Source organism: Panacibacter microcysteis (genome assembly GCF_015831355.1).
Taxonomy (GTDB): Bacteria; Bacteroidota; Bacteroidia; order Chitinophagales; family Chitinophagaceae; genus Panacibacter; species Panacibacter microcysteis.
Genome location: NZ_JADWYR010000002.1, coordinates 1 through 12,103 on the forward strand (window position 1 = coordinate 1; position 12,103 = coordinate 12,103).

At 38.7% G+C, this 12,103-nt stretch carries 12 protein-coding genes, 1 tRNA gene, 1 pseudogene and 1 riboswitch; of the genes and pseudogenes, 8 read left to right on the forward strand and 6 right to left on the reverse strand.

The genetic code is table 11. The features are described from left to right. Positions 1 to 265: 265 nt before the first annotated feature. From I5907_RS12055 to I5907_RS12065, 3 genes are all read left to right on the forward strand, one after another. Positions 266 to 1,195: an ATP-grasp domain-containing protein gene (locus I5907_RS12055; protein WP_196991071.1), complete on the forward strand. Its 930-nt coding sequence runs from the start codon at positions 266 to 268 to the stop codon at positions 1,193 to 1,195. A gap of 217 nt (positions 1,196 to 1,412) precedes the next feature. Continuing rightward, positions 1,413 to 1,946, forward strand: coding sequence for a hypothetical protein (locus I5907_RS12060; RefSeq protein ID WP_196991072.1), 534 nt, complete (start codon positions 1,413 to 1,415; stop codon positions 1,944 to 1,946). 242 nt (positions 1,947 to 2,188) lie between these two features. After that, entirely contained in the window at positions 2,189 to 2,965 is a 777-nt protein-coding gene (locus tag I5907_RS12065) for a PIG-L family deacetylase (protein ID WP_196991073.1), read from the forward strand. A 95-nt stretch (positions 2,966 to 3,060) separates the two neighbouring features. On the opposite strand, the pseudogene I5907_RS12070 reads toward I5907_RS12065, so the two are convergent. Then, positions 3,061 to 3,963: pseudogene (locus tag I5907_RS12070) on the reverse strand (IS110 family RNA-guided transposase); the annotation flags it as partial. 482 nt (positions 3,964 to 4,445) lie between these two features. On the opposite strand from I5907_RS12070, the gene I5907_RS12075 reads away from it, so the two are divergent. Both I5907_RS12075 and I5907_RS12080 read left to right on the forward strand, forming a co-directional pair. Continuing rightward, complete coding sequence (locus I5907_RS12075; protein WP_196991075.1) at positions 4,446 to 5,873, forward strand: amidohydrolase family protein; 1,428 nt, start codon at positions 4,446 to 4,448, stop codon at positions 5,871 to 5,873. A 206-nt stretch (positions 5,874 to 6,079) separates the two neighbouring features. Continuing rightward, positions 6,080 to 6,370: an RNA polymerase alpha subunit C-terminal domain-containing protein gene (locus tag I5907_RS12080; protein WP_196991076.1), complete on the forward strand. Its 291-nt coding sequence runs from the start codon at positions 6,080 to 6,082 to the stop codon at positions 6,368 to 6,370. Between the two features lie 239 nt (positions 6,371 to 6,609). Here the strand turns inward: I5907_RS12080 and I5907_RS12085 are convergent, their stop codons facing one another. After that, complete coding sequence (locus tag I5907_RS12085) at positions 6,610 to 7,032, reverse strand: TIGR03067 domain-containing protein (RefSeq protein ID WP_196991077.1); 423 nt, start codon at positions 7,030 to 7,032, stop codon at positions 6,610 to 6,612. Positions 7,033 to 7,122: 90 nt separating this feature from the next. Here I5907_RS12085 and I5907_RS12090 point away from each other — a divergent pair, with 90 nt between their 5' ends. From I5907_RS12090 to I5907_RS12100, 3 genes are all read left to right on the forward strand, one after another. Then, on the forward strand, positions 7,123 to 7,797 hold the full coding sequence (locus tag I5907_RS12090; RefSeq protein ID WP_196991078.1) for a hypothetical protein: 675 nt from the start codon (positions 7,123 to 7,125) through the stop codon (positions 7,795 to 7,797). Between the two features lie 108 nt (positions 7,798 to 7,905). Beyond that, entirely contained in the window at positions 7,906 to 8,229 is a 324-nt protein-coding gene (locus tag I5907_RS12095; RefSeq protein ID WP_346266795.1) for a DUF932 domain-containing protein, read from the forward strand. Between the two features lie 18 nt (positions 8,230 to 8,247). Next, on the forward strand, positions 8,248 to 8,553 hold the full coding sequence (locus tag I5907_RS12100) for a hypothetical protein (RefSeq protein WP_196991080.1): 306 nt from the start codon (positions 8,248 to 8,250) through the stop codon (positions 8,551 to 8,553). A gap of 990 nt (positions 8,554 to 9,543) precedes the next feature. On the opposite strand, the gene I5907_RS12105 is transcribed toward I5907_RS12100, so the two are convergent. The 4 genes from I5907_RS12105 to I5907_RS12120 form a co-directional block, all read right to left on the reverse strand. Then, positions 9,544 to 10,185: a tyrosine-type recombinase/integrase gene (locus I5907_RS12105; protein WP_196991081.1), complete on the reverse strand. Its 642-nt coding sequence runs from the start codon at positions 10,183 to 10,185 to the stop codon at positions 9,544 to 9,546. A gap of 14 nt (positions 10,186 to 10,199) precedes the next feature. Next, positions 10,200 to 10,802: a hypothetical protein gene (locus I5907_RS12110; RefSeq protein WP_196991082.1), complete on the reverse strand. Its 603-nt coding sequence runs from the start codon at positions 10,800 to 10,802 to the stop codon at positions 10,200 to 10,202. Between the two features lie 88 nt (positions 10,803 to 10,890). Beyond that, a tRNA-Met gene (locus I5907_RS12115) sits at positions 10,891 to 10,962 on the reverse strand. Positions 10,963 to 11,042: 80 nt separating this feature from the next. Beyond that, positions 11,043 to 11,753: a head GIN domain-containing protein gene (locus I5907_RS12120; RefSeq protein WP_196991083.1), complete on the reverse strand. Its 711-nt coding sequence runs from the start codon at positions 11,751 to 11,753 to the stop codon at positions 11,043 to 11,045. A 241-nt stretch (positions 11,754 to 11,994) separates the two neighbouring features. Next, a riboswitch (TPP riboswitch) is annotated at positions 11,995 to 12,093 on the forward strand. Positions 12,094 to 12,103: the final 10 nt, after the last annotated feature.

Consider the following 12,103-nt stretch of genomic DNA (forward strand, 5'->3'; position numbering starts at 1 on the left):
CTACGAAAAAATAAAAGTGACACTTTACGAGTGACGAAAAGCGAACGCACAACATTGGGTTTTATGCAAGTTGGGCTTGACATTGTAACATCAGCTAATTGCAAATCCCAGCTTCAGTTCCAGCAGACGAATAACTATCAGGTTTTGTACATAAATTCATCAACATATTTTCAATCAGCAGCGGTTGTCAGCGGACGGAATACTAATTCCCAACCTGCATAAAGCCCTGCTCGTTAGCTGCCATAATAACGAACACCCAACTTCTTTGAACGACTCAAATATGAACATACTTTTTTGCGACAATCCATTTGAGAATAAAGCATCAGTAGACATAGACTACGAAGACGAATCTGTATCTGCAAAACAAAACGGTTTTGCGACACAGCTTTTTAGTTACGAGAGTTTGACAAAAGACAAAGACGCTGAATTTGCAACCAGACGGATAAAGCACAGTGACACTCTGCAAAAAATAGTCTACCGAGGTTGGATGTTGAAACCAAATCAATATACTTCACTTTACAATGCACTTTTGACAAAGAATTATAAACTCATCAACTCACCCACTGAATATCAAAATTGCCATTACTTACCCGACAGTTACAAATTCATAACTGGACATACACCAAAAACAATTTGGCTGACAGTTGAAAATCAGCAAGTCGACTATGACAAGGTATTTAACGACATTGCAACATTCGGAAATTCGCCATTAATCGTAAAAGATTTTGTAAAATCACAAAAGCATTATTGGGACACAGCTTGCTTTATTCCATTGGCGACTGACAAAGACAAAGTAAAATCCGTTATTGAAAAATTTGTAGGATTGCAAAATTCAGATCTTAATGAAGGACTTGTCGTCAGAGAATTTATAGAACTCAATGACCTGACAATTCATTCCAAAAGTGGAATGCCTTTAAAACAAGAGTATCGCTTATTCTTTTTAAATGGACAGTTGTTGGGCTGTTACGACTATTGGGAAGAAGGTGAATATTCAGCAGACGAACATCCGCCGCTTGACATCTTCAAGAACATTGCAAAAAATATTGAAAGCAACTTCTTTTCTATGGACATTGCAAAGACAAAAAGTGGAGAATGGATTATTATAGAATTGGGTGATGGACAAGTTGCAGGGCTTCCAGACAAAGTGGATAGACTTCAATTTTACAACCTTGCAAGACAATATTACGGCAGCTAACATGGGGTTTGGCAATATTGGGGCTGGACATTGTTAGCTTCAACATTTTATCGCTATCGGCTTTTGTACCGGCTGGACGTTCTTTGTTGGGCTTTAGTTCTTAACATCAACTTTTAATTATACATTTAGCTTCGGTTCCGGGCAGACGTTTTTCAAAATCCCAACATCGCCAAGCCCTGTACGTTGTGTGCAAGGCTAATGCAACATTGTACTACTTATGAAAATCTTAATTACATCAATATTGACACTGACTGTCTTCTTTAGTGTATGTGGACAGACAAAAGAAATTGTTGAGGCGAATATTTATAACATAAAATCAGTTCCCTCATACTATTTAAAAGGGTTTGTCTATAACGCAAAAGTTAAACGACAAGACCTAATTAAAGACAGTTCATATTTACACATAACAAGACTTGACACAAACGCCTTACGGTACTTAATCCCATTTTTGGGGGACACAACATTAACAGAAATAAACAATGAATGCTTGCAGACAAAATTCAAGATTGCTGACTTAGCATTTTTTCTTATTAACGACATAGAACCCGTTCCATACGCACTTGTGACAGATGGACAATATTGCACTTGGGGTGAATGTGGTGATTTGCCTGACGGTTTTCTTTATTTTATAAATGCTCAAAGACTTCGTTTTAAAAACGACTATGTCAACTACTTTTATGGTGACAAAAGAAACCAATGGGTGAAAGAACTTTATCGAAAGCCGACAAAAAAGAAAAAGAAACGTGTTTGACAGAAGCCCAGCACACAACAAAAGGTTTGCCGCAAGGCTGGCGGACGTAATAACAATCATCTGTTGTACTACTATCAGCTAATATCGGGCTTGACCGAATTCTATTTAGCTTTTAGTTGTTAACTTTAACATCATTTTTCAATCGGCTTCAGTTGCCGGGCTGACACAGCAACAATTCCAGCCCTGCGGCAAGCCTCGAACGTTAGGCGCAATATATTTTTAGATCGATCAATCCTCTTTGTATGAATAAGCTTTTGATTCTTGCACTTACTTTTTTCTCTATTAGTTTTTTAAACACTAGCCCCAAAAAATCAAATAAAACAATTTTAGCGGTCGTAGCCCATCCTGATGATGAAATGTCAATTGCAGAAGTTCTAGTGAAATACGGAAGGCTTGGGTACAAAGTATTTGTAATGATTGCTACAGATGGGAAGTATGGAACAAGGGTAACATCAATTCCTGAGGGCGATTCGTTGGCTACCGTCAGAAAACAGGAAAGTACTTGTGCTTGCGAAAAGATGGGAATAGAACCGCCCATTTTCTTATCCATTGACAGGTTAGACACCAAGAATGGTGTTCGCAATTATTTTCTTTCGCATAAACAACTACGAGAGTCATTGATACAAAATATTCCCATAATTAATCCTGACATTATTATAACGTTTGGCCCCGATGGAGATACGCATCATGCAGAACATATTGTGATTGGAGGTGCAGTTACTGAAGTAATTTTACAGAATGGCTGGGTAGACAAATATCCTCTTTATTATGTAGCTTATGATCGTACTTCTCCTGGACTTGAAGCAGTTGGCTTCATGGATTCAAAATATATAAATGTTGAAATTACTTACAGCGAAGAAGAAGAATTAATCGGACTGGCTGCGAACAAATGTTATGTTAGTCAGATCGCTCCTGCAGAAATGCAGGAAGACTATGATAGAAAGAGAAAGGATACAATCAATAAAAGCTTTTTCAGAAAGTTTGTAATAAAGGAAGGCCGGCAAGTAAACTTTGAATAACCATCAAAATAGTACTAAAACACTGCGCCTAACATTGGCATTACCAAAAGTTTGGCGGATTTCTATGATCTCACCAAATAAAAAATCAATCTTATTTACGCCGCCTTTTCGTAGTTATTCACATACGGCCTGTCATTTTTCACCACAGCAAATGCCCGTAATACGATCTTGTTTCTGATTGCATTCAGAATAGCCATCGGATGTTTTCCTTCTTGTTTTTTGCGGTTATAATAATCTTTAAATTCGACGTAATGCTGTATCGCTGATAATGCACACATGTGTAGTAATTGTTTAAGTTCTTTGTTAGCCATTTTATGAACTCTGTGCTTTCCCTTTATACTGATCCCACTTTGGTGATCAAATGGCACCACACCACAATAACAGGCCAGCTGCTTTCCGGAGGTGCACATCGTAAAAACATTGGAGCAGCAGATAAGATAGATAGCTGTTACAGGGCCAACTCCAGGTATTGAAATCAGTAATTGATAAACATGTAATAGTTGATCATCTTTTTTGATAAGTGTTGTTATTTGATCTTCCACTTTTTTCAATGACTGTTTAAGGCCTTTGATGGCGGGTGTCAAAAGCTTTTCGGATGTTCTTATAAAGGATACAGGACTAACTACCTTCAATTCGTTAAAGGCTGTCTCGATACTTTTTAACTGCACCAACAATTTGTTGCGTAGTGTGATCAGATCTTTGAGAGCCAATACATGCTGATGCAGAACAGGAGAAGGTTTCAACCGGTCTGAGTGCCTGGCAGCATAGAGCGCCAACCGACGGCTGTCCACTTTATCATTCTTCCCTCTTGCAATACCCAGGCTCCATTTTACCTGGGCTGCATTTTCAATACAAAGATCAATTTGCTGCTTTGAAAAGAACTGCCATAATAAACGATGATAGATGCCAGTATTTTCTACCACGACAATGGTTTGCTGATTAAGTGGCACGTTCAGCTGTAGTAACCATCGTTTCATTTTTTGTAAGCCTGCCAATGTATTATCAAACTGTTTTCATACCGGAGTGGAAAAAGATTCATTGGTTCGAATAATAAAGGCAGCGTCCAGTGTTTGTTTGGAAACATCAATTCCAATAAAATAATTTTTTGTCATAGCTTAGCTTTTAACTGTAAAAAAGGCTAACCAAATTGTCTGAAATTCTAGTCCTTGATAATGGGTATTGAACCCTAATTTCTATATGAATATTACAGGCAATCAAAAGTGGCGGCAGATTGTATCCGCCCATGGGTATGCATCCCTACGGAAGTCATAATGCGCTGCCGCCATTGGTTAGTTTATTCACAAATTATTGTGGATATTAAAAAGAAAAAAGAAGCAAAAAAGAAAAAGTAATAATAGTAGTTATCTTAAATAAATTATATTAAAACAAATCTAAAGGACGGAAGTCTATTTCCCAGCCTTCGCCAATACTCGGTCGTTAGGGACAATCTTATGACAACACCCTGTAACTTTAAAATGGAATGAAATATACAAATCAGTTTTTATTAGTAGTAGGACTTTTTACATTTTCACTTTTGACATCTCTCACAGGGTATTCACAAAAGCAGCCAGCAAAACAAACAATCTTTGCTATCAAAAATGTGAATGTCATAACAATGACATCCTCAAATACAATTTTAGAAAACGCAACTGTGGTTATTTCTAACAATCTCATTCAATCCATAAATGGAGCAATCCCTAAAAATGCTACAATCATTAATGGCAAAGGAAAGTGGCTTATTCCCGGGCTTATAGATGCTCACGTTCATTTACCTACTGATGGTTACCTTGGACAAAAATTTCCTACTCAAATACCCGACTTATCTTTCAACACCCAAGATATTATGACACCGATAATAGCCAATGGTGTTACTACTGTGTTAGACCTCAATTCTACAATGGAAACCTTTGGACAAAAAAAATTAATTGAAAAAGGTTATATCGTTGGACCTCGTATTGCACTTGCTGCACTCATAAATGGTGGCAATGGACAAGGCAGAATTGCCAACACCGCAGAAGAAGGAAGAATAATGGTTAGAAATGTAAAAACTGAGGGCTACGATTTTATAAAAGTTTATTCCAAATTAAATATTGAAACCTACAACGCTATTGTTGATGAAGCATACAAACAAGGAGTAAAAACTATTGGACATATTCCATATGCTTTCAAAGGAAAATTGGAACAAGCATTTATACCTCATTTTGGAATGGTTGCCCACGCAGAAGAATTTTCTAAAAACTCTGATAGTTTTTGTGTGCAAGATGCAATAAAATTTGCAAAACTTTCAAAAGACAATGGTACTTGGCTATCCCCTACTTTAACCACAATGGTTTGGATTGCAAAACAGACACACTCTATTAACAGCATCAAAAACTTAACCTCACTCAAATATGTTCATCCACTTTTACAAAGCAAATGGCTAACTGCCAATAACTATGTTAAAAATGCTTCGTCTGAAAATGCCACCTACTTTGACAATATGGTGAAGTTCCATTTTCAATTAGTAAAAGCTTTTAATGATGCAGGGATTCCAATAGTTGCTGGAACAGATGCAGGGGTTTCGGGAGTTGTAGCAGGTTTTTCACTACACGATGAGTTAGAACTTTTGGTTCAAGCAGGACTAACACCAAAAGAAGCTTTAAATTCAGCGACATTATTATCTGCTCAATGGCTTGGTATTGACAAACAACTTGGAAGTATAGAAACAGGAAAATTTGCAGACCTTATTTTGCTTGACCAAGACCCACTTACTGACATAAGAAATACTCGTAAAATTGCAGGTGTATTTGTAAATGGCAATTGGTTAGACAAAACAAAACTAAATTCAATGCTTGAAGACTTGGCAAATCGTAACACGGCAGACAAAGATCAATTTGATTGGAAGACATTTATGAACAAGAAGAAATAAGAGAAGAAAAACTGTGCCTAACATGGGTTTTTAGCGGGCATTTTAAAGCGACATGTTTTAAAATTTGACACGAGAATGATGAATCAACAACTATTAGATAGCTCGATTTAAATCCATGATTAAACACCTACAAATATAAATTGGGCTTTTGAATGGTTTCAAACAAATCTTTTCATTGACCGGAGATACCAAACGATAAAATCAATATGGCGATAAAGGGAACATCAAGGACTTGTAAAAATGGGCACCAATTCAAAAAAAGTAACGACTGTCCAACTTGTCCAATTTGTGAACAAGAACGTAAGCCAAAAGACAGTTTTTTGTCTCTTATTGTTGCACCTGCAAGACGAGCATTAGAAAGAGAAAATATAAAAACCTTGGAAGACTTAGCAAAATGGACTGAAAAAGACATTGGCAATTTACATGGTATGGGACCGAGCACATTACCCAAATTGAAAAAGGCTTTAAATGACTACGGACTTTCTTTCAAAGCGTAAAAATCGATTGCATTGCGACGACTTAAAAAATGTCAATTTAATTTTAATATAGAGGACAACAAACGGCTATCATCGGTTTGGCGATAGTGAGGCTGACAGTTGTAAATTCAACATTTGTAATTCTATCTGGCTTTTGTGCAAGGGTTGGGCTGATGGTTTTCAAATGCCCACCATCGCCCGGCCGTTAACCGTTGTGCGCTGTGCTAAACGACATAAAACCGGTTTATTGGTTAGACTTTTCATAAGCTTTTTCTCTTGCAGATAATCAACTCTTGATCGTTTTTGTCTGATATTTCTGTTGGGCGCAAACCTGGTGGTGCGATCACAATCTTCAACGAATCTCCCTCTAACTCATAAGCAATGCTGATAGGCGCCGAAATATTAAGCGCCGCATCTGGCTGAATAATAAGGAAGTTGAGACTGTCAGTAGTGTCCAACTTGAAAGAATACATAACTTCCTTTCCGGTCTCGTCTGTGAAAAACACTTTATCTCCTCTGAAGACATATACGAAAGATACATTCCATTTCTTGCCGTTTTGGCTTTCAGATTGCGCCAACCAGGTTCCTTGTAAGCTTGATTGGTTGGTAGAGTTTGTCGCATCGCCGGCTTCCCCACAGGACAAAGCGCAAACAAGTTGCAGCACAATAAGGTAGATATTCATGATGTTTTATTACCAAACGTATAACTATATAAAAAGTTACAACAACACACTACACAACAGTGCTTAAAATTAGTTGTTACTGTCCTTTATATGCCGCCTGATTCGGCGGATTTTTGTTTTATGCTAAAAGACAATATTCGCTCCTGGATAGCTGGAGCGCAAAACTTTATCATTGGTCGTACATTATATCAGCAGCTTGGGGATGATGATAATATCAAACAAAAGTTGTTAAAGGGTGAGAATGCCACCACTAAACAATTGCTATGGAATTCACTGGAGAATTTATTACGGGAACCCGTAAAAGAGGCAATTATAGTTGATTCTACAGCCTCTGAAATGCCAGCTTCTGATGATACAGTATTGGAAGCTTTACGCGACGAATGGTTGCCATTATACACTCGCATGAACTATTTGCGTGCACGCATTGATGAGTATGGTGAATCAAATGATCCCGAAACTATTACTTTGCGTGAACCAATCGCTTTCGAGATTCTTTCTCTCGAAGATGAATGCGAACAGATATGGGTTAAGCGTGATTATTATTTGAAGCATGGCACTTTGCCTGAGTTTGATGAGAAAGAGTTTGTAATCCCTAGCGATCCTAAAGAACTTGCGAAGTTGCTGCAAAGCATCCCCCGCAATATAAGGCGCAACAGGCTGAAGATGCAACAACCAGGTGCGAAAGCACTGTATGCGCAATTGTATGTCCGCTACAAAGATTTGTACAAACAGATAACCGGTAATGAATATGTCGAGAAGGATTGATTTTGAAATGTACAAGTCAGAAGTTGCTATTTCATCTGTGAACGGTGTGGTGCCTGCTGATCTGGCGCGGTTGTATTGTAAGGCTACTGAACTGCAGATGGTGAACGTATTTTTATTACTGCAAAAATGCTGGAAGTAATACGTGTTGGCTGTAAAGATGATATTGAGGAGTATATTTTTTTTACACCCTCACATGATGGCAGCGGCTCAATCATGGCGGCATTTACACCTGTTCGTATTGTTTGCAATAACAAGTTGAACATGGCTTTGCGTAATCACTCAAATGCCGTGTATATAAAGTATACAGCGAATGCAGAAGATAAGTTGCAGGAGGCCGCGCGGATTATTGCGATATCAAATAAGACCAGTGAATTACTGGAAACACTCTTTGATAAATGGGCAAAGGTTTGTATCAGCGATGCAGAATTATAAAAGCTGGTTCAGCTTGCTATGTCTCCCAACAAAGAAGTATTTAATGCTGTTCCCACCAATGATAAGGCTTATGAATTTTCAAGGCAGTTTGATGATGTTTGCGGAAATGTTTTCGATTATGCGATGCCCTCACCTATTCGACAAATGGAAACAACCGCCGGTACTTTGTTTGGTGCTTACAACGCAATTCCAGGTTATTATCAAAATGTCAAAAAGTATAAAAGCGAAGACGCAAAGCTGAATTCAATTTTATATGTTACAGGTCTTGACCACACAAAAAAAGCTTTTGAACTTTGTATGTCTGCGGATGATTACTTGAATTAGCTTTTCACTGCATACAAAGTGAATGTTTCACGGTAGCCTGGGCTTTGCCCAGGCTACTTTCTTTTTTATGCTCCACTTCGCACAGCTTCGTTCCGCACAAAAAAGAAAGTAGCAAAGAAAAAAGTCGCTTCGCTTTGGAGAAGTGGCTATTTTTTATTTGGATATTAATAACTTATCTTGTCCCTGCTAACAGACTCAACTTATCAAAATCGAACTCCAACCATCCATTCGCTATGAATAACAGAGTGATCTTAATTACTTTGCCTGACACCAACACGTGTTTAATGGAATATTACTATGATAGAAAGGCATATATCGGGGTCATTCATGCTAAAGCCAACATCAACTTTAAAATTTTCTTCATCGAAGAGGGATTCATCATTCGAACAGACCCATGGCAAAATCATAAGTTCCAGGATATTATCGCAATATCAATCAGACAGAAAGAAGGTTTTTAGAAAACTGGTTGATTGCTGTGAAAATTCTCATCAAAATTTGTGAAAAATCACATTGCAAAACTGTAAGATTTTTTTCACTTTTATACTGTCCGTTGTTTAACACATTAACTGTGAAGACGTTTAATTATTTATATGCTGATAACTCAACTCGGCCCGGTTCCCCGGGCTGTTTTTTTTAAGGGATTAATTTTTCACTAAAAATGCTTTTCCTGTATTTTTAGTGTTAACCTTTAAAAACTGCCAGCAACATCGAAATGACCAATTCAAACCGACTTTCTATTAAACTATTAGATGATCAGTTTTATGATATGGAAATTCGTCCTGTGAAATCCGGGTTCACTGGTCTGATTTATGCAAATCACACTATAGAATTCAGTGTTAATTTCACCGATGATGGCTATACCTTCCATAGCTTGCCCGAAGTACATAAGCGTCTTGAAATCGTCATAATCGAAAAATTGCGGACAACTCCGGCATACCTGGATGGACTGATCTTCCAAATAACTTAAGCTTTTTCTTTCCGCGCCTACATCTATAAAGTTGGCATCCTGGTTTTGACTATCTGGCTAAGAACTTTTTTGTGTTCGTCCACATAAACTTCGGTTATGCTTTTTGAAGAATGACCCATCTGTAATTTGGGTAATTCAAGCAAATCCTGCACCCCATGGGCTACCTGCAGTTTCACCATATCATTACCTGCAAGCTTTTTAAGGCTATACTGTGTAACGTCTAAGCCAAGTTCGATCTTAACAATATTTCGCCACCACCGTGTTGGAGAATTCGAATGCATCCGGCTTTTCCCAGGCATAAACATCTTTGAACCTTCTTTCCCGGAAAAAATGTACCAGTCAGGATCACAAGACTGCAGGTTCAAGTCATTCAGCATTTGCATAAGCCAGTCAGGGATCACAACGTCACGCTGAGCTGACGTTTTGGAATTTCCTTCTTCCTTGTCGGGAATAATCCGGAATATTTGTTCAGACCTGACGAGATGTTTGACTTTAAGCCTGGTGATTTCTTTAGGTCTCAGGGTGCAACCATACAATACACATATGAACCGGTAATAATTGTAATAGTCAGTTTTTATTTTGTCGACGATAAGCTTACGCTGCAAGTCTGTAGGCGGCTTGTGTGCGAAAACCTTTATTTCTTCTTTCGACTTCAATTTGTGCACAGGATTATACTCAACTATTTCAAATTCTTCCAGCTCTGAAAAAAACTTGAAAGCGTTTCCCTGTATTTGTTGTACCCTTTATTAGAAAGATTACGGTGCTCTTTTACCTTGTCTAACATCAAACGGCAGTGCACGCGTTTTATCTCCTCTATTGGCTTGAAATTGATCATGAGCAGCACTGCAGCTTCTTTCAGATACTTCAACATGGATGCATAATCCTGCCTTGTCTTGGGTGACCAGTCGGCTTTCTTCTTGTCGTATGCAAACTGCAAAGCGGTTGTCAAAGGCATAGCCTTTAGGGAGTCCAGATCATAATCCTCCGTCGGCTGTTGAATAGAGTAAGTGTTGTCAATGGGATTCCAACCCTGGTAGATCAGTTTGAATTCTACGGCATCGTGCAATGCGATCAGCTGTTTTTTCCGTTCAGAAAGTGATAAACCTTTACTGTTCACGCCAATTTTCCGGATCATTAATTTCCAGGTAGCGGTTTTTGGATGGTAATACCGGAAACGAACATACCAGCAGAGATGCTGGTAATATTTCAGTGAAGTCAGTGTCAGTTGTTTTACTCCCTTGGGAAAAGTCTCAAGGTTTTTGAAGTTAATCTTGTCATTCATGTTCAACCAATTTTGTTAACTTTTTTGTTAACCTTTTTGGCTGTGATGCTGCGAAATCCATGTCAGACAAGGGTTTTCAAGAATTGTGTTGCGAGGGAAGGGTTCGAACCTCCGACCTTCGGGTTATGAGCCCGACGAGCTACCGCTGCTCTACCTCGCGATGTATATTTTCAATCTCTTTATTCGCGTTTGGGGCTGCAAAGATAAGAGCGAGAACTTTACATTCCAAACAATTTTACATTAATCTCTTTTCTTAATGCTCGATCCCCCACTGGCATCAACACTTGTTATCACGCCGCTGCCTTTATAGTTAATGATTGATCCGCCACTGGCATCAGCTTTCATCTCTTTGGTAATAGACAATGAAATGATGCTTCCGCCACTTGCCTCAACACTGCAACTGTTTACTACCAAATCAAAATCCTGGAAAATACTGCCACCGCTGGCATCAATACTTGCGTTATTAAAGGAACCATGAATTTTAAAAATACTGCCGCCACTAAGCTCAGCATTGATGTTGTTACCCCGCAGGTCTCCCTCTATAATGCTGCCACCGCTTGCATCCGTATTAATAGCATCTACTTTTATGCCATCGGTAATTTTTGCAATCGCACCGCCCGATGCACTCAGGTAATCGAGCGTTTTAATGGTTACATAGGCCTTTAGTTTCCTGTAGCCCCAGTTGCCCCATGGTTTATTGTCAACCCGTATTTTTAAAATACCATCTTTCACTTCTGTGATCATTTTTTCAAGGTCTTTCTCATCTGCAGCACTTACAGCAACCGCATCTTCATTACCCTGCGATAAATATAGTGTTATGCCACTCCCTACAGAAACGCCGTGAAAGCTGCCCACTTTTCTCTCCTGAGCATTGGCATCGTACACAAGATTTTGGGCATGTATGGTACCCGCAATCATCAATACCAGCAAGCTTCCTATAATTTTTTTCATAAATCGTTTTTTGTGTGGAACGTGAACTTAGCAAAAAATGTTACAATCAAATCAAAATTTCTGCCATTACTTTGCACGCATAACAATGAGCCGGTTGGATAAGGGTGGCACAGGCTTTAGTCCGCTTTTCAGCACCTGTTGTGTCACTCACTTGTACTGCAGCAACTTTATTCAACTGCAGCGATCAGTGTACGGTTAGCAAAAGTGGCAACACGCTCAACCGAATATCCGTCCGGCAATATGTTGTTTCCCGGGGTGCTTCTTTAACAAGAGGCTGAGATTACACCCGTAGAACCTGAACAGGGTAATGCCTGCGAAGGGAAGGTGAACACCGCATGCATGTTCCTCTC